Raw genomic sequence first — 17,697 nt, 5'->3', positions numbered from 1 at the left:
CGCGAAATCCACAGCGGGTTAGAGTTGAAAATACATCACCGATCCGTCGACCGACAACGCCTTACTGCAATGCTTCCCTGCTCCACGCCAGCACCTGATTCACCGCCTGTTCGATGGTGAGCGCTGTCGTATCAAGCAACTTGGCATCTGCCTCCTGCCTGAGCGGTGCCACGCTGCGCTGGGAATCCCGCGCATCACGTTGCTGAAGGTCAAGCAGAAGGTCGGGGAGATTAGCAGAGAATCCTTTTTCGATCAACTGCTTATAGCGCCGTTCCGCCCTGGCCTCCGCACTCGCCGTCAGAAACACCTTGAGCGTAGCCTGCGGGAAGATGACCGACCCCATGTCGCGGCCATCGCCAACCAGCCCCGGCCCGGTGTTGAACGCCCGCTGGCGGAACAGCAGTGCCTCGCGCACCGCCGGCAATGCCGCTACTTGCGAGGCGCCGGATGAGATTTCCTCGCTGCGAATGGCCTCACCGACTGGTTGCCCGTCGAGGCGAATGTCGTTCTCGGAAAACTCGACATCCAGCGCCGCCGCAATTGCTGCGACACCGGCTTCATCGGCCCAATCGACACCCGCCCGCCTGGCGGCCAGCGCGGTCAACCGGTACAAGGCCCCGGAATCCAGATAGGCAAAACCGAGCGCCGCCGCCACGCGCGCCGCCACCGTACCCTTGCCGGAAGCGGACGGACCGTCGATGGCGATCACCGGCGCCGCTCTGGTGACCTGGGCGAAACGCTCGAAATAATCGGGAAACGTCTTGGCCACGCACTTCGGGTCATTGATGCGCAGAGGCGTCCCGAATGCAGCCAGCGAGAAGCACATCGCCATGCGATGGTCATCGTAGGTATCGATGGCCGCGGGCTTCAATTCGGCCGGCGTGACCCTGATGAAATCCTCGCCTTCTTCCACCAGCGCCCCAAGCTTGCGCAGCTCGGTCGCCATCGCGGCAATGCGGTCGGTCTCCTTGACGCGCCAGGAAGCGATGTTGCGCAGGGTGGTCGTCCCCTGGGCGAACAGGGCCGCCGTCGCCAGCGTCATCGCCGCGTCGGGAATATGGTTGCAATCGAGGTCGACCGCAACCAGACCACCTTCCGGCGCCCGCGATTCCATCCAGTTCGGCCCCATCTCGATGCGCGCGCCCATCTGCGCCAGGGCTTCGGCAAATTTCACATCCCCCTGGATCGAATCGCGTCCGACCCCCGCGACGCGCACTGGCCCGCCACCAATGGCGCCGAGCGCAAGAAAATACGAAGCGGACGACGCATCGCCCTCGACATAGATCGTTCCCGGCGACACATAGCGGCTACCGGCTTTGACCGTGAAGCGCTGCCAGCCTTCGCGCTCGACCGTGACGCCAAAGCGCGCCATGGTCGCCAGCGTGATCTCGATGTAAGGCTTGGAAATCAGCTCTCCAACGACGTCGACCGCAACCGTCTCGCCAGTCAGCGGCAAGGCCATCAGCAGGCCGGTCAGGAACTGGCTCGACACGTCGCCGCGTACCTTGACGCTCCCGCCGGGAGCAATCGTCGCCGGCTTGAGGTGCAGGGGCGGATAACCCTCGTTCCCGAGATAAGCCACGTCGGCGCCAAGCTGGCGCAGCCCGTCAACGAGATCGCCGATCGGCCGCTCATGCATGCGGGCGACGCCCTTCAGCACATAGTCACCGCCGGACAGCGCCAGCGCCGCGGTCAGCGGACGAAAAGCTGTGCCGGCATTGCCGAGGAAAAGCTCTGCTTGGCGCACCGGAAAGCACCCTCCGTACCCCGTGATTCTCCAGCTCTCGCCGCCTAGGTGCGTGACGCCGACACGCAGCGTCTTCAGCGCATCGAGCATGCGCTCGGTATCGTCCGAAGCCAGCAGGTCGCACACCTCCGTTTCCCCGGTGGCCAGCGCCGCCAGCAGCAGAATGCGGTTGGAAATGCTTTTCGACCCAGGCAGGCGAACTGTACCGGCGGCGGAGATGAGTTGGGGGAGATCGAGGAATTCCATACGATGACACGCTCCCGGACGATCAGGACCGGGCCAGGTTGATTTTAAAATTAGGGGCTACCGGTCAGGCCACCGCTCGTCCAGCGCGCTCGCTTTTCGCCCGCCGCCAGGCATCGACGAAGAACACCGCAACCACACCGATCAACACACCACCAATCAGGCCGAGGGCGAGGAACAGGGTTTTCTTGGGGGATACCGGCTTGTCCGTAACGAAAACCGCTTCAATTGCGTTGGTCGGTTGGGTAGCAGGTGCACTCAATGCAGTTTCAAGCGCCACGATAGCCTGACGCTGCGCAAATAATTCAGACTCCTTCTGAACTCGCAGACCAGTCATCAACGAAAGTTGGGGGAAACGATCATCCTTGACCCCGGCGTTCGCTACCGGCTTGTTAATACCCTCAAGTTCCTTCTCGGCACTGATCAGCTTTTCCTTGGCCAACTTAAGATCCGAGTAGATTTTTTTTTCGAGAATCGGTTTTGCGAGTTCCGAATGGCGTTTTTCCAACTCTTTAACGGATGCGTCTGCAATATTCTTCGCATCCTCAGGATTCGAAGCATTCGCCTTTAACTCAATCAAGGACGATGCGCCTTGTACTGAAGTGGCCTTGATAAGCTGACGCGAAATATATTTCACCGTAACATTTGCCGAATACTGCAGGTCATCAATCCACGCCGTATTCCCCAACGTCTGAGCGACCGCCGTCTGAAAAGCAGGCGTCTTCATCCGCTCGACCACTTGCGTCGCTGGCTCCACATTAAGGCTGGAAATTTGCATCACTTGCCCAAGCTGCGCATAAGCAATCTGCACAACCGCCACCGCCTCGTACTTCGGTGGCGTGGTCACAACCAAGAACCCCGCTCTGGCCAATCCGATCACGCCCCCCCACCACGTAGTGCCAACCTTCCCGTAATTTTTCCCACAGATCGAACAGGCTGATCTCGTCGTCCTGCGCCATTTCGTTTTCGTTCATTTGTCCAGCTTTCCAAAAATCTCAATGCAGCAGAACATCGCCCTTTGCCAACGTGTCCATGGTGCGCCACAGCAGCTCGCCATCGCCATGCCGGGCCGGGGCGTATTCCTGCACCAGCACGCCGAGCAAGGCCAGCACTCCTTTGAAATCGAAAGCCTGGCAGGCCTCGTCAAGGCTCGCCAGCCGCTCGGTCAGCACCTCCCACGGCACTTCATGCTCGTAGGCACGCATGATCAACGGATGTGACGTACCCTCCACGTTCTCGCCGATCAGCAATTCCTCATAGAGCTTTTCACCCGGCCGCAGGCCCACCACTTCAATCGCGATATCGCCGTCCGGATGTTCTTCGTCGCGCAACTCCAGGCCACTCAGATGCACCATGCGCCGCGCGAGGTCGATGATTTTAACCGGCTTGCCCATGTCCAGCACATAAACCTCGCCGCCCTGCCCCATCGAGCCGGCCTGAATGACCAGTTGCGCCGCCTCGGGAATGGTCATGAAGTAGCGCGTGATGTCGGCATGAGTCAACGTGATCGGCCCGCCCGCTGCGATCTGTCTGCGGAACAGCGGCACCACCGAACCCGAGGATCCAAGCACATTGCCAAAGCGCACCATGCAGAAACGCGTCACTCCACCCTTTCTTGCCAGCGCCTGAAGGATCAGCTCGGACAGCCGTTTGCTGGCCCCCATCACATTGGTCGGGCGCACCGCCTTGTCGGTAGAAATCAGCACGAAGGTTTCCACCCCCGCCGACAGCGCCGCCTCCGCCATGCGCCGCGTTCCCACCGCGTTGTTGCGAATGCCCTCAATCGGATTATGCTCGACCAGCGGCACATGCTTGTACGCCGCGGCGTGGTAGACCGTCTGCACCCCGAAACTCTTCATCACCATTTCATTGCGGTGCTGGTGAATCACTGAACCCAGCACCGGCACCAGTTCGACCCCCGGATTTCCGTGCGCACACAGGCCGGCCAGTTCTTGCTCAATCGAATACAAGGCAAACTCGGAAAGCTCCATCAGCACCAACCGCGACGGCCTCAGGCGGATGATCTGGCGGCAAAGTTCGGAACCGATCGAACCGCCCGCCCCGGAGACCAGCACCACCTTCCCGGTGATGCAGCGCGCCAGCAAGGCGCCATCCGGCGCCACCGGTTCACGCCCCAGCAGATCCTCGATTTCGACTTCTCTAATGGCGTCGACCGTAACATTCCCGCTCACCACATCCGCCATACCCGGCACCAGCTTCACCTTGCAATGCAGCCCCTCAAGGCGATCGATGATCTCCGCCCGCCGCGCCCGATTGGCAGAAGGAATCGCCAGCAACAACTCGTCGATCTCCTTGGCCGCAAGCACCGACGCCAGTTGATCAGGCGAATACACCCGCAGACCGGCCAACTCGCTCTTCTGCAGCGCCGGGTTGTCGTCGAAAAAGGCCACCGGCAGATATTCCCGCCCGGCGCGCAAGGCATAGGCCAGCTGCGTTCCCGCCCGGCCAGCACCGTAGATGGCAATCCGTATACGCGAATCCTGGCTGCGCTCAGTCCGCAGAAAATAGCTGCGCGCCAAAAAGCGCGTAGCGCCAACATAGAGGATGGCCAGCAACCAATAGATCGCCAGCAAGCCACGCGAGACGTTCGGGGCATGGGTCAATGCCAGGCCAGCGGCCAGCAGCACCACCGACAGCGTCACCCCGCCCGCCACCACGAACACCACACGATCTTCCATGAAACGGATCACCGCGCGGTAAAGGCCGAGGCGGATGAAGATCGGGATCGCCAACAGGGGAGCAGCGATCATCTGCGAGGCATAGGGCGCGACCTCTGGCGCGAGGGTTTCAAAACGCAGTGCCAAGGCAGACCAAAAGGCCAAGGTCAGCAAGACCAGGTCGATCGCAACCGAGATGAATTGTTTCATCCGCCGTGGCAATGCAAGAAAGCCCCTGATCATGACCTCACAGCCTCCCCAGGCTCCAGAACAAACCCTGCTTCGATTTCGACACCATACCCCAACGCCGATCCGGCTTGCATCCAAGCCGCAGTTCCAAGTACCGACCCTCCTGCCATCGCCGAATTGACCCCGAGGTGCCCGAAATCGCCCACACGGCAATGATGATCGACCACCGCGGCGCAATTCACGATCACGCCCTCGCCCAAGCGCACCTCGGTTCCGACAATCGCGCCCGCCATGATCGCCGAGCCCTCTCCAATCACTGCGGTCGGGGAAACGATGGCACGTGGATGAAGCACCGTTACCAGCAAAAATCCTGCTGCCCGCAATCTGGCTGACACTCGCTGACGAAACGCATTGTTGCCAATGGCAACAAAAGCACAATCCGCCACACCGTGCCATTGAGCCAGATCAGCCACTTTGCCCAGAACTGGAACATCCCAGACCCGCTCCAAGTCCGGAAATGCGTCATCGAGGAACCCGGCCACAACAAATTCACCGCTGGCCAGAACCGCCTCAGCCACCGAGCGCCCATGTCCGCCAGCACCAATGATCAAGAGCCGTTTCATCAATGCGACACCCCATCACGCCGCAACACTTTGACGAAGGTCAACCAAAGTATCCAGATATCAAACCAAAGCGACTGCCGCTGAAGATATTCCACATCGAGCTTCACTTTCTCGGGAATCGGCAACCCGTCCCGCCCATTGATCTGCGCCCAGCCGGTCAGTCCTGGCACCAATTCATGCACACCGAACTGCGTACGCAAGGCAATCAAATCATCCTGATTGAACAGAGCGGGACGCGGCCCGACAAAGCTCATGTCACCGACCAGAATGCTCCACAACTGCGGCAACTCATCCAAACTGGACTTGCGCAGGAAGGACCCAATTGGCGTCAGATACACCTTGGGATCCTGGAGCAGATGCGTCGCAACAGTTGGGGTACCAACGCGCATGCTGCGAAATTTCGGCATCCTGAAAACGGCATTGCTTTTGCCGACGCGATCCGACCAATACAGGGCAGGCCCGTTCGACGTCAGGCGAACCAGGACAGCAACGACCACAATGGGCAACGCCAGAACCGCTGCAGCACACAAACCAAGAATAAGATCAAACAGGCGCTTCATCAGGAACAATCAGGAAAAATGCATATTTTAACCGCGCGACGCTTTCTCCGACAGAATCCAGTGCGCCGCAGTCCGCCGCAAGCCTTCGTCGACACTGATCGGTGGCATCCAGCCAAGCAATTCCCGTGTCTTGCCTATATCGACCTCTAGCGAACCGCACAATCGCTGTGCAATGCCTGTCTTACCTAGCATCGTTGCCCCCAACTTCAGCAAAGAAACCGGCACCGGAATCAGCCGCGCCGGCCGCCCGAGTGCCTCCCCCATCCGCTTCAATAATGCTGCGGTCGACAGGCTCTCGCCATCAGAAACCAGAAACGTCTGGTTGGCAGCGGCAGGATGATCAACGCAAGTCGCGATAAAATCGACAATGTTGTCCAGCGAAACCAGACTACGCTTGTTGCTCGTGACCGCCCCCAGCGGCAAAGGAATACCGCGCCACACCCAGCGAATCATAGTTTGAAAATTGGCCTTAACACCCGGACCATAAACCAGCGGTGGGCGAATAATGACCACCTCCATGCCAGACTCCAGCGCCAACCGCCGTAGTTCCATCTCAGCCTCGTATTTCGAAATGCCATACGGGTCAACCGGCAACGGTGCATCGTCAGGATGAAATGGGTTACTCCTTAATGTCGACTCTCCATTCACCTTGATCGAGCTAACAAATATAAACCGCCGTACGCCTGTCGATATGGCTTGGCGAGCCAAATTGACTGTACCCTCTACATTGACTCTCCTAAATTCACTAAGAGAATCTATGGCCGTCTCACGCATTACGTGCACTCTGGCTGCGAGATGTATCACCGTTTGTATCCCATCAAGCGCGGGTTTCCAATCAGTATCTGGTTTAAGGTCACCAACCACAACTGGAATATCAAATCTGTCCTGCCCTGTTGCGACTGCATCTCGCAGCGCGGTCCGCACAGAGAAAACTCCATCGTTCCTTAAGCGATCAACAAGTGCCGATCCAACAAAGCCCGTCGCACCAGTAACAAGTATTTTCACGACGCTCACTCCGCCTCCAAAAAGGAGAGCACATCATCAACCATTAACCTCATGATTGCTTTGCGTTGAAACTTCTCCACGAACTTGTCTCTTGGAGCGTCACGAACATCCAATTGTTCAAACGCCCTGATCGCCTGAAGCGCATCGCACGGAGGAAATACCGCAACATTACTTACCTCGGAAGACAAAAACTCTGCCGCATACCCAGCCACTCCGGCCCAAATAGGTTTACCTAGTGCCGCGTACTCGAAAATTTTTGACGGCAATACCTTCTTGAATGCGTCGTAATCGTTCAAGTGCAGGAACAACACATCCGCCGCAAGATACTCCTTGATCAATTGATCCCTAGAAATCGGCGGAAATAGTTCAACATTGGTTATACCCTGTTCCGTTAGCGCTCGTTCAAGTTGCCCCTTCCGCCCTCCATCTCCAAACACTTTAAAAATTACTCGTTCTCCAAAATTTCGCGCCAACTGCGGAATGATCGAGTGTAACCCCTGGCCCTCACCGATATTTCCCGCGTAAAGTACCTTAATCGGCCCGCCACGCTGTCTGCCCTCATGCTGAATAGAACTCTTATCCAACAAGAAACTATCATCAATACCATTACTAAAATAAGACAAAGATAGATTTGGATACCGCTCTTTGAAATAAGGCTCAAATCCAAGAGAGACCAGATTCACGTGTGCGGCACTTTTGAATGTGAAATATTCAATTATCGAAAAAAATGGCCTCAGAAAAAATGCAGTGTTTTTTGACAAAACATCTTTGATCGTATCAACAAATATATCTCTAATATCCAAATACAATGGCACGCGCGCCCGTTTTGCAACCCAAGCCCCCAAAGCAGCCGTCATGAGCCGAGATGATGTTGCGAACACAAGATCATAGTGGGAACCCTTTGCAATTCTCAATGCATTATTTGCAAAAAATACGAAAGCTTTTGCTTGATCCAGCATCCCGCTCCTGTGCGTAGGCAGTTTTATCCTATAAACGGTTACCGCCCCCTTGGTCTCATGCTCTTGAGCATCAAGATTAAAGCTGCTATATCTGTTCGGGAGCGTAGTTATAACATCAATTTTTGTGGACGGCAGATTCCGCGCCAAAAACTCGTCGACCAAAGCTGTTGTCCGAAAAGAACCCGCAGACAAATCCGGCTTGAAATAGAAACTAAGCAAAAGAATACGCTTTTCTTTCATTATTGACTCATATTAATTCAGATTACCCATAAAACCGTTAATCCGTATTTTATTGATATAAAATCGAGAATTATTTTTTTGTATCTTACCAACGAAAAATTGTTGTAACAACTCCAGGACAATTGATCTCCACCTCTAATACTTGCAGTTGGGTTTTCCGCCAATAACCGCGTGACTCAAATCCATTGATTATCTCAAATCGCTTGATTGTCACACTTGAGCACACCTCAAGTCGAAATCGACCGTTTGCAACTACGTTATCCAAAACCTTCCAATCACCAGGAACAAGGCGCCAGCGTAACACTGCTTTGTTTGAAAATCCACCCACGCTATCGCAAACAGTAAGCTTCTCTGGCATCAGATTAATCTTACGTTCATGAACGGAATTTTTATCATCCGAGTATTTTGCAGAAAAGGCTACTTCGCCGTCCAGGGGTTGAATATTTGAACGCTCTGTCAGCTCCAGCCAATTCCCCAAAAGGAAGGTGCTAAAACGAGGCATTTGATCTCTATCGTCAAATTGGAATGTATTATGCGATTCAGTGCCAACAAGATAATCCAAAGCACCCAATTTGGAGTCGTAAGTATATGACCCACCATCCCTCAATATATTGACTCCGTCAATCCAAAGATCGAGATGCAATGCATCGGCGTGGCTCGGGCGGAAGCGGAATCTTGGATAACGAACAAATGCTTGATAGTCTCCGTTTCCAGACTCCCCACGGAGAACTGCAAACCCACAGTCATCAAATAGTCGCGATTTATCGCTTGGCAAGGTTTCTTTCGGAATTGGCACTCCAAGCCAATGTAGCGGCAAATTCCATGGACCGTCTTGATCGTAAGCTCCACGTCCAGCGAACAAAACACAAGCCATTTGAACGGAGGGACGAAACTCGCGATATTCAGTATCCGTCAGTGGTAGTAATCTAGTGCCATCATTTGCCCCGATGTTCGGCGCATCGCCCGTTACCAGATGTGTAAATGCTTTCAACCATAACGCTGCTTCTTTGGCACGCTCCCGGAACAGCGGCGAAAATGAAGCCAGTTCAAACCGACTCCGCCAAAATTCACAAATCGTCAGCGCATCTAAAAACTCTCGGTGATATGCAACGGAGTACATACTGAAGCCCCCATCAGGAGAGATCAGCCTTCTCGCTCTTTCCTCAAGCCATTTTCTACCCAGATCCGCCCACTTTCTGGCATGAGCATCACCACACACGGCGTAGAGCCACTCACCTCCGACAAACAATCCAGAGGCTTCCAAGACACCATGATTGTTGTCTTGGGAAAGTGCATAGCTCAGGGTAGGTGCAATCCGTGCCAGATGCGCCCTGATGAAGCTTAAGACAGGAGGTGAAGGTAACTTGTCTTGCTCAAGGATTACAGCAGCAATGGCAAGGTGCATCACCCTGATAGAAGCCTCTTGCCCGCACCCCCAATTCGGCCCCATGTACGGTGGGTTTTTTTCTGACCAATCACGAAGCCATTCGTTAAGGCGATGAATTTCCGCATTGTCACCGTTGGCAACTCGTTGAGCCATTGCCAAAACCCAGTTGAACCTGGAGAGATCCCATACTTCCTTTATGTCACCCGTGTTCTTGATTGAAGTATCCTGTTTCCACCAAGGACCATCCGAGGGCCAATCAGCCCCACCGCTAAACGGCTTGTAGAACCAATTCGGCGTGCCCCCCACCGGAACAGGAACCTCGAACCAATCGAAATACTTTAGTGTTCCCTGCCAAGCCTGTGATGCCAACAGATTGTGACTGCTAACGACCTCCTGAAAAAACGGACCCGCAACAATCTCGGCTTTCAGCCGACAAACCGGATGTATCCGCAGTTTCAACAAAACCCGATGCCTGGCTACCCGGAATATATTTGTCAAGCCAAGCCGCGGTAGCAATTTCGCGATACCCAGCAATCTCGAAAATCCGCGCATGTGAATCAATCAATAAATTCAGAAAATTCCTGGAACCATATCTCCAATGCAAGCGGCGCGAAAACCTCTCGGTACCAAATGCCAGATTCCTTTGCACAGAAACGCTCAAATTTCGCATGCAGACCATTGTGATCAAGTATGCCCCGCTTGAATACTTCAGCGTTTTGGTGAAGCACACTGAGCCATTCACTCTTTAGTTCGCCCCTTAACCACTCTTCCTGAGGCATCGAAAAACCCTGTTTATCCTTTCGCCACGCAATTTCAGGGGGCAGCAGTTCCGAAAAGGCTTTCCGCAATGAATACTTTGTCCAACCTTCATTAAGTTTGGATTGAATCGGCGCATTCAGCATCAACTCAACCACCCGGTAATCCAGGAACGGAAGACGCACCTCTCGCGAGAAAGCCATCGAAGCCCGATCCTCGTAATGGGTTAGGTAGGGCACCGAGAAATTACGGTAGTCCAGCCATTGTCTATGAGCAATTCCCTCACCCGTCACCCCAAGCCTCAAGGGTGCAAAAGCACTTTTCAGGGCAGTCCCCAAGGTTTCAGTTTCAACCCTGCGGCTAAGGTAGCGACGTGCCTCAGTCAAGTTGAACTGGCTAAGGCCGACACCATTTTTCCAGAAATCAAATCCAGTTTTGAGTAACCCGACAAAATCCTTGCGCCTGGCGAGTTGTTGCAAATAAAACGCCAAGTACTTTCGATAGCCGCAGAACAATTCGTCTGCCCCCTGTCCGCTAAGGACCACTTTGATTCCCGCTTCGTGGGCACGTTGCATCAGCAAATAGAATGCAACATTGGAGAACGACCCCAAGGGAGTGTCATTTGCCCATGTCACCTTGCGCAACAGGGCCATTGACTCGTTTGCACCCCAAGCCGTATTGACCTTGATCGGATTCAGATTCAGATGGGCCGCCACCCGATCAATAAAATGAGATTCATCACCGGGCATTCCAGGGCTTACCGCCGAAAGAACGGTTACGTTATCGCTCTCACTACCAACGACCTGTTTCACGCACGCAGCAATAATCGATGAATCCACCCCCCCGGATAGCAATACGCCAACCGGAACATCAGCCCTCAAACGCAGCTTCACTGCATCCGTAACGATTTCACGAACGTTGCCAATAACATCCTTTGGATCGACAGGATTGTTATTCGCCGCGAACGGATTCCAGTATTCGACAGGTTTTACTTCCAGGCGGGGCTCGCTCAACGGAACACGTGCGTAACTGCCCGGCTTTATGGCAAATATATCAGCAAAAAATGTGGCATCTGAAGCATCCTGCAACGACTGAAGCAGGTATTCCCCAACGACCTGAAGATTTATTTTCTGACGACGGCCAGCCAGAACCAACAGTGTCTTGATTTCTGAAGCAAAGAACAGTTGGTCATCGCGGAGCGTGTAGTAAAGCGGCTTTACGCCTGCTCGATCCCTGGTGAGATAGAGCACGTCGTCCTCCTTGGACATCCACGCGATACCCCACATGCCATTGAATTTTGGCAGGGACGCCTCAACACCATAGCGCCTGAAATACTCAAGAACGACTTCAGTATCGCTACCCCCGATCGATTCGAAACCGATCGCTTCAGCCAATTCACGGTAGTTATAAACCTCGCCGTTATAGGCAATCCAACTGCACTGCGCCCTGTCTTGCATCGGCTGACGGCCAGCATCGCTAAGATCAAGAATGGAAAGACGCTGATGAGCCAGATAGACGACGCGCCCACCTCGCGTATCCAGCAAGACCTCGCCCCGCATATCCGGCCCGCGATGACTCTGTATCTTGTGAGCCCGCTCAATCCTTGGGCCAATCGCCTCGAAATCTTCTTTGCGACAAACCACTCCGAATAAACCACACATGAAATATTCCTACAGGCAACCCGATTGGAAAATAAAAAATTTAAAAATTACATTACACTAACAGCACTCAGTTATATTACCGTTAACCCACAAATATGAATGATGTCAAAATAGTCAATTATACTATAGAAACCCAAGGGGCAGATATTCTTTAATATTGAGATACGTTAAAACCTTAGAACCCTTATTGACTCATTAACGTGAGTACGATTCGGCGATCGCTCTTTGGCCCAATTTGGGTCAATTTTCTGAGCTGAGATATTATCATCTTTGACTACAGCAACTGCGGTATTTGATATTGCAATGTCAAAATCACCAAAAGATGACGCATTTCCGATAAAATAATTTGATGCCAAGGTGACGCCTGAAACGTCTGAATCAATTCCCACTCCAAACCCTGCGTTCGCAGTGAAATGATTTTCTTTAATCAGCAAGCCGTGGCTTTTGAATTTTTTATTATTCGACACATTAAGCCCATTTGTAACACCAGATGAAATTCGGTTGCGCGAAACCAATATGTTTCTAAATCGTGAATTATAAAACCATATCCCATAGCAACTTCCGCCGGTTATATTGTTTTCAAGTATTCTTGATTCGCTCAATGGATTAAATATTGTTATCCCGTCGCCAATGTACCCATTTCCTGGAAAGACTATCTCATTTTTGCTAATCAATACATCTGTTCCAGAGATTGAAATATTTGTCCCAGGGTTTCTTTTAAACACATTATTAGACACATTAAAATTTTTGGCGCCATATAATTTTATAGGGCTCCAAGTATTCTCAAAGCGAGTATTGACAATCCACCCTGAGACACCCTTTGCATTTTTAGTTGATGGCTTAATGAAAATGCCTCCAGTTGAATACGCGTGCTTGGAGATTACGAAACTGTCAGATATTTCAAGTCTAACCCCCAAGTCTCTTGCAGTCTCCCCAGCAATAACATTTTCACTTCCTTCTATATTCAAGGCCCCAGTATTTTTGTCTACAGCTTCCTTAGTTGCCGTCTCGAGATTGGATATTATTTTAACTCGCGTTAACCGAAGAGCACTTCCCGGATCTAGTTTAATAAAGGCTGCACCTGTTTTATTACTAGCATTATGCAACAAAGTCACTGTGGTATTTTTGAGTATTAATTTTCCTCCCGCACGGACGCGAAATCCTCCGTACCCCTCAATGCAGATTGAGGCTGGATTGCCATTAAATACAGTTTCAGAATTAACCATTATCAGCTTTGATACCACAAATGCATTCACGTCACACCCAGTAGTTGTTTTCTCAGCGCTGAATGCGTTTTTTGCCCAAACTGATATTATTAATAATATGCCATATAAGCTTATGAGTTTAGTTTTTTCATTGACCATATAGGTTACCTGTTCAAGTCGATCGATTAGGCGCAGCATCATCCACCCCACTGGATGGGGACCTACAATCACGAACGTCCTAAGATGGCGCTCGGTGCCATAACCCCAAAAAATAGAATTTAGTATTTTTAACCAACTTTACTTTTGACCGCCGCGAAAAATGTTGGTTGGATTACCAAGATACTCAAGAATAAATCAGTAGTGCTTCCCCAAAAACTGTCCAAGCACATTGACTATCTGGCCCTGCTGCTCAGCTGCGATACCAACCCACAACGGCAACCTGATCAAACGCTCAGCTTGGCCATTAGTCATCTCCAGCGAACCATGTACCCGCCCATATCGCTGCCCGGCAGGCGAAGAGTGCAGAGGCACGTAGTGAAACACCGAGTAAATCTCGTTGCGTTTCAATTCGTTCAATACCAGTTGCCGGTCAATTTCGGGTGCCAGCAGCACGTAATACATGTGCGCGTTATGCTGGCACCCTTCCGGAATAACCGGTCGACGAAGGATGCCCTTCGCTTCCAGTGGCGCCAGTAGTTCGTGATAACGCCCCCAACTCGCCAGGCGGTCATTGGTAATCCACTCCGCCTCTTCCAGTTGCGCCCAGAGGAATGCTGCAATAAGTTCCCCGGGAAGGAAGGATGAGCCCACTTCCTGCCAGGTGTACTTATCCACTTCACCCCGGAAGAAACGGCTGCGATCCGTGCCCTTTTCTCGAATGATCTCTGCACGCAATGCCAGTTCTGGATCGTTGACCAATAGCGCCCCACCTTCTCCGGAAATCACATTCTTCGTCTCGTGAAAACTGTATGCACCAAGGTCACCGATACTCCCTAGCGCGTTCCCCTTGTAGCTGGATATGACGCCTTGCGCGGCATCCTCTACCACCTTCAACCCATACCGGCGAGCGATCGCCATGATGGTATCCATCTTGCACGCGACACCCGCGTAGTGCACTGGCACAATCGCTTTGGTGCGCGGTGTAATGGCCGCTTCGATCAAACGCTCATCAAGATTCAGTGTGTCTTCACGGATATCCACAAACACCGGCACCCCGCCGCGCAAGACAAAAGCATTGGCAGTGGACACAAATGTGAACGACGGCATGATGACTTCGTCGCCAGGCTGGATATCCAGCAACAGAGCTGCCATCTCCAGCGCCGCGGTACAAGAATGGGTCAATAACGCCTTGTTACACCCGGTCTTCTGCTCAAGCCAGCGATGGCAACGTTTTGTAAAAGGTCCATCACCGGCTAGCATGTTGCCGAACTTGGCTTCGGCAATGTAATAGAGTTCCTTGCCGGTCATGTAAGGCTTGTTGAACGGTATCTTCTCGTTAGCCACTTACGATCCCCCTGGCAGCCAGTTCTAGTACTCGTGAGCCAACAATCATTTCGATACCCAATCTCTTCGCTTGGCAACAACCAGTCGTGAACCACCAATGGGCAGATTAATCCCGCTTCTTATCACCCCAAATTCAGCCTGCATCACTTTGTAGAGAAGAGCATTCAAGCCCGTTGAAAGCTTCAATTCATCGGCCGGATCAATGTTTGACTGCGTGTACCTTTGTTTGACTCGCGACAGCAATAACGCCGGCAGCAATACGGATACAAATGAAGTGCTGCGCACGATTTCGAAGCCGACCGATTCAAGCTTTGAGTGCAATTCGGAAGCCGAGTACCTTCTCACGTGGCATGCATACTCATCCACTGGGCTCCATAACCATGCATGTTGAGGAACGGTAATGAACAAGAAACCTTTCTCCTTCAGTGCCGCGCGCACTTCACGAAGAACCGTGACGTCATCGTCAATGTGTTCCAGAACATCGAAAGCCCCAATGACATCGAACTCGTCACGATACGGAATGTTCCTGGCATCCATCTGAATGAATTTGACTGACGGCAACCTTGCCGCAGCATAGCCAAGGCCGGCTGTAAAAATCTCGCTACCAAGCAATGTAGCGGCAGGAAATGCCTGCGACACACCGGACAAGACGAAACCCGTGCCACACCCGACTTCGAGAAACGACTGAAAATCCTTGCAATACTTGTTTAGAGCCCAAACGATCAATTGGTTTCTGCATCGAAACCAGAAATTCTGCGCTTCCAATCGTGCCAGTTCTGAGAAATAACTAGCCTTGAACCCTCCCCCGCTCTCGGCAAAGTCAGGCGCATACAACTGGAAGCCATCTTTGAGCACTGGCGAAAACCCGCAAGCCGGGCAATCAGTCGCGAAGGAGGAGAATATGTGTTGGCAAGAGAGGCAGCGCTTCATCGTGCGACCTCACGACTATCGGGAAACACGAAAACCTTGAATGCTAGAAACAGGAACGCTGCCACTACGAAAATTGCAACACCCTGAACCCACTGATGGGGGTGACCCAATTTATCGACAAACACAATAAGGATGCCGAGGTTAAGCAAGTAGCCAATACAGTGCGCAATGACATACCGAACCCCAGCCCCCATGATGCTTCCTTGGTGTTCAAAAGTGAGACTTCTGTTTCCGAAAAAGCCAACCGCCGCACCAACGCCATATAGCAAGGTCATGGTGACTTTCGGAGTCCCACCAACGTAAGTAAACGCCAAATAGACCAGATAGCCTGCAACATTGCTCAGCAGTCCTACGAGAGCATAGCGAAACAGTTGCGTAACCGACTCCCTGGTCTTGATATTGAAAACCTCACCAGCCATCGGTCAGCACTGCCAAACCAAATCCTGTCTTTCCAAACCCGTTACCGTTGTAGAGCATGTACCACTGGCCATTGTGGTCCAGTACGAATGGATATTCGATCATCTCCGAATCCCACCCATCGGCTGAGACATCAATGCCTGCGTCCTCAAGCGAAAGACCCCAATTGCGACCATCACTGCTAACTGCATGGCCGATTCGGTATTTTTCCCCGCTACCGCTTCGATAAGAAAACCACATCTCATAGGCCCCTTGTTCATCACGTCGAACTGTGGGCCTTGAAAAGGCCTGCGCTCTGCCGAACTCGAACGGAACCGCCAATCCCTCTCGCTGCCAAGAATGTCCATCGTGAGACGTTGCATAATTGATCACATGCAACATTTCTCCGTTGCCTGCATCCCATGTCGCGGTAGAGCCGTACCACATGCGATAACCACCCTCTGGATTTTCCAGTACCCACGGATACGAGAGGCTGACCGGATCAACAATATCGGAGCCCATGAAAGGGACATCAACATCCAATTCCAGAGTGAGGTTCGGCTGTACAATTAGTCTGCCGATGTCCCCCCGCCAATGACCAGCTTCGGGATTCTGCCAACCCATGAAAAGCATGTAATGCACACCGTCGACCGCATAACAGTTGCCAATGCTGACACCATCCGCGTAGAAACTGCCTTTGGGCCCATGTTGAAAGAAAGGCTGTTGGTGTTCGTAGACGACTTCGCGTCTGACAATGTCAATATCAACAGCACCAACAGAGGATCGGTTATTTGCATCCCTGCCGCTAAAGAAAACCCGATAGACATCTCCCTCAAGCCGAATTGGCAACGGGTTGGCTGCGTGTGAAAGAAGTGTTGGATGGCGGTCACAGTCCGATGGACAATACAGTAGCCCGAGCTTTCTCCATTGACGCCTCATATCCTTTTCAGCCTTGTACTTGGAACCTTTGATCGTTCAGTCGTAGCACCTACATAGAGACCTTCAGGTTCGGCATCGCCGAGAATGAGTGCGCCAGCACCGATTAGGCACCGCTCTCCAATCTTGATGTGGTCACGTATCGTGGCGTTGACGCCGATGAAACAAGCTTGACCAACCTCAACCCCACCCGAAACAACGACATGGGAAGTGACAAAACAATGGTCGCCGATCTTAGAGTGATGTCCAATGTGATTTCCGCTCCAGAGCGTCACGTTATTTCCGATAGTTACGAAGGGCTGAATAGTGTTATCTTCCAGAATGAAACAGTTTTCACCAATCAGGCCATCATTCAAGATCGTCGCGCGAGGGCTGATGTAGCTAGCCAAGTTATAGCCCAAGGCTTTGACGGAATGATATTTTTCTTTACGTAATTCGTTGAGTTTTGAATACCCGAGTGCAACGAAAAACGCGTATTTGTTCGGCGGATAAGTCGCTACAACTTCTTCGAAAGCAACGACCGGCAAGCCGCAAAACTCATTTTTGTCGAGGAATGCCTTGTCTACCGCAAAAGCCACCACTTCGTAACAGGAGTCTTTCGAGAAGAAAAAATGAGCCAACTGGGCTTGCTCCGCTGCTCCGAATATTATTAATGGTGTCTTCATGGAATCCGATTTTT

The 17,697-nt window shown here is 52.3% G+C and carries 15 protein-coding genes; all 15 read right to left on the bottom strand.

Annotated features, from left to right (window positions below; translation table 11 throughout):
* Nucleotides 1-61: 61 nt before the first annotated feature.
* Nucleotides 62-1,993, bottom strand: a complete 1,932-nt coding sequence (locus GH660_RS15375) for a bifunctional 3-phosphoshikimate 1-carboxyvinyltransferase/cytidylate kinase (RefSeq protein WP_153147575.1) — start codon at nucleotides 1,991-1,993, stop codon at nucleotides 62-64.
* A 64-nt stretch (nucleotides 1,994-2,057) separates the two neighbouring features.
* The gene (locus GH660_RS15370; RefSeq protein WP_153147574.1) at nucleotides 2,058-2,870 is read right to left on the bottom strand and encodes a hypothetical protein; all 813 of its coding nucleotides are present in this window, start codon (nucleotides 2,868-2,870) and stop codon (nucleotides 2,058-2,060) included.
* 115 nt (nucleotides 2,871-2,985) lie between these two features.
* Nucleotides 2,986-4,878: a nucleoside-diphosphate sugar epimerase/dehydratase gene (locus tag GH660_RS15365; RefSeq protein ID WP_228276521.1), complete on the bottom strand. Its 1,893-nt coding sequence runs from the start codon at nucleotides 4,876-4,878 to the stop codon at nucleotides 2,986-2,988.
* A gap of 29 nt (nucleotides 4,879-4,907) precedes the next feature.
* Nucleotides 4,908-5,480 (bottom strand): NeuD/PglB/VioB family sugar acetyltransferase, encoded by a 573-nt coding sequence (locus GH660_RS15360; protein WP_153147572.1) that lies wholly within the window; start codon nucleotides 5,478-5,480, stop codon nucleotides 4,908-4,910.
* Nucleotides 5,480-6,040 carry a sugar transferase gene (locus GH660_RS15355; RefSeq protein WP_153147571.1) on the bottom strand — a complete coding sequence of 187 codons (561 nt, stop codon included), beginning with the start codon at nucleotides 6,038-6,040 and terminating at the stop codon, nucleotides 5,480-5,482. Before GH660_RS15355 ends, GH660_RS15360 begins: the two co-directional genes overlap by 1 nt.
* 27 nt (nucleotides 6,041-6,067) lie before the next feature.
* Nucleotides 6,068-7,045, bottom strand: a complete 978-nt coding sequence (locus tag GH660_RS15350) for an SDR family oxidoreductase (protein WP_153147570.1) — start codon at nucleotides 7,043-7,045, stop codon at nucleotides 6,068-6,070.
* A 5-nt stretch (nucleotides 7,046-7,050) separates the two neighbouring features.
* Nucleotides 7,051-8,244 carry a glycosyltransferase family 4 protein gene (locus GH660_RS15345; protein ID WP_153147569.1) on the bottom strand — a complete coding sequence of 398 codons (1,194 nt, stop codon included), beginning with the start codon at nucleotides 8,242-8,244 and terminating at the stop codon, nucleotides 7,051-7,053.
* An 85-nt stretch (nucleotides 8,245-8,329) separates the two neighbouring features.
* Complete coding sequence (locus tag GH660_RS15340; RefSeq protein WP_228276520.1) at nucleotides 8,330-10,090, bottom strand: heparinase II/III-family protein; 1,761 nt, start codon at nucleotides 10,088-10,090, stop codon at nucleotides 8,330-8,332.
* Nucleotides 10,091-10,188: 98 nt separating this feature from the next.
* Nucleotides 10,189-12,048 (bottom strand): asparagine synthase (glutamine-hydrolyzing), encoded by a 1,860-nt coding sequence (gene asnB, locus GH660_RS15335; protein WP_153147567.1) that lies wholly within the window; start codon nucleotides 12,046-12,048, stop codon nucleotides 10,189-10,191.
* Between the two features lie 167 nt (nucleotides 12,049-12,215).
* Nucleotides 12,216-13,412, bottom strand: coding sequence for a right-handed parallel beta-helix repeat-containing protein (locus GH660_RS15330; RefSeq protein WP_194266332.1), 1,197 nt, complete (start codon nucleotides 13,410-13,412; stop codon nucleotides 12,216-12,218).
* Nucleotides 13,413-13,607: 195 nt separating this feature from the next.
* Nucleotides 13,608-14,756, bottom strand: coding sequence for a dTDP-4-amino-4,6-dideoxygalactose transaminase (gene rffA, locus GH660_RS15325; RefSeq protein WP_153147565.1), 1,149 nt, complete (start codon nucleotides 14,754-14,756; stop codon nucleotides 13,608-13,610).
* Nucleotides 14,757-14,801: 45 nt separating this feature from the next.
* Nucleotides 14,802-15,686 (bottom strand): class I SAM-dependent methyltransferase, encoded by an 885-nt coding sequence (locus tag GH660_RS15320; RefSeq protein ID WP_153147564.1) that lies wholly within the window; start codon nucleotides 15,684-15,686, stop codon nucleotides 14,802-14,804.
* Nucleotides 15,683-16,105, bottom strand: coding sequence for a GtrA family protein (locus GH660_RS15315; protein ID WP_153147563.1), 423 nt, complete (start codon nucleotides 16,103-16,105; stop codon nucleotides 15,683-15,685). Before GH660_RS15315 ends, GH660_RS15320 begins: the two co-directional genes overlap by 4 nt.
* On the bottom strand, nucleotides 16,095-17,021 hold the full coding sequence (locus GH660_RS15310; protein WP_153147562.1) for a hypothetical protein: 927 nt from the start codon (nucleotides 17,019-17,021) through the stop codon (nucleotides 16,095-16,097). The genes GH660_RS15315 and GH660_RS15310 overlap by 11 nt, the downstream gene beginning before the upstream one ends.
* Nucleotides 17,018-17,683, bottom strand: a complete 666-nt coding sequence (locus GH660_RS15305) for an acetyltransferase (RefSeq protein WP_153147561.1) — start codon at nucleotides 17,681-17,683, stop codon at nucleotides 17,018-17,020. Before GH660_RS15305 ends, GH660_RS15310 begins: the two co-directional genes overlap by 4 nt.
* Nucleotides 17,684-17,697 lie beyond the last annotated feature (14 nt).

Origin of the sequence: Dechloromonas sp. H13, assembly GCF_009469615.1 — a bacterium.
GTDB lineage: Bacteria > Pseudomonadota > Gammaproteobacteria > Burkholderiales > Rhodocyclaceae > Azonexus.
This window is presented reverse-complemented; position numbering and strand designations above follow the sequence as displayed.

What these genes read in the sequence shown, in the direction of transcription:
- GH660_RS15310 (WP_153147562.1), bottom strand. Translation starts at nt 17,021, where the DNA reads ATGAGGCGTCAATGGAGAAAGCTCGGGCTACTGTATTGTCCATCGGAC.
- GH660_RS15320 (WP_153147564.1), bottom strand. Translation starts at nt 15,686, where the DNA reads ATGAAGCGCTGCCTCTCTTGCCAACACATATTCTCCTCCTTCGCGACT.
- GH660_RS15315 (WP_153147563.1), bottom strand. Translation starts at nt 16,105, where the DNA reads ATGGCTGGTGAGGTTTTCAATATCAAGACCAGGGAGTCGGTTACGCAA.
- GH660_RS15330 (WP_194266332.1), bottom strand. Translation starts at nt 13,412, where the DNA reads ATGGTCAATGAAAAAACTAAACTCATAAGCTTATATGGCATATTATTA.
- GH660_RS15365 (WP_228276521.1), bottom strand. Translation starts at nt 4,878, where the DNA reads ATGAAACAATTCATCTCGGTTGCGATCGACCTGGTCTTGCTGACCTTG.
- GH660_RS15305 (WP_153147561.1), bottom strand. Translation starts at nt 17,683, where the DNA reads ATGAAGACACCATTAATAATATTCGGAGCAGCGGAGCAAGCCCAGTTG.
- GH660_RS15355 (WP_153147571.1), bottom strand. Translation starts at nt 6,040, where the DNA reads ATGAAGCGCCTGTTTGATCTTATTCTTGGTTTGTGTGCTGCAGCGGTT.
- GH660_RS15360 (WP_153147572.1), bottom strand. Translation starts at nt 5,480, where the DNA reads ATGAAACGGCTCTTGATCATTGGTGCTGGCGGACATGGGCGCTCGGTG.
- asnB (WP_153147567.1), bottom strand. Translation starts at nt 12,048, where the DNA reads ATGTGTGGTTTATTCGGAGTGGTTTGTCGCAAAGAAGATTTCGAGGCG.
- GH660_RS15345 (WP_153147569.1), bottom strand. Translation starts at nt 8,244, where the DNA reads ATGAAAGAAAAGCGTATTCTTTTGCTTAGTTTCTATTTCAAGCCGGAT.
- GH660_RS15375 (WP_153147575.1), bottom strand. Translation starts at nt 1,993, where the DNA reads ATGGAATTCCTCGATCTCCCCCAACTCATCTCCGCCGCCGGTACAGTT.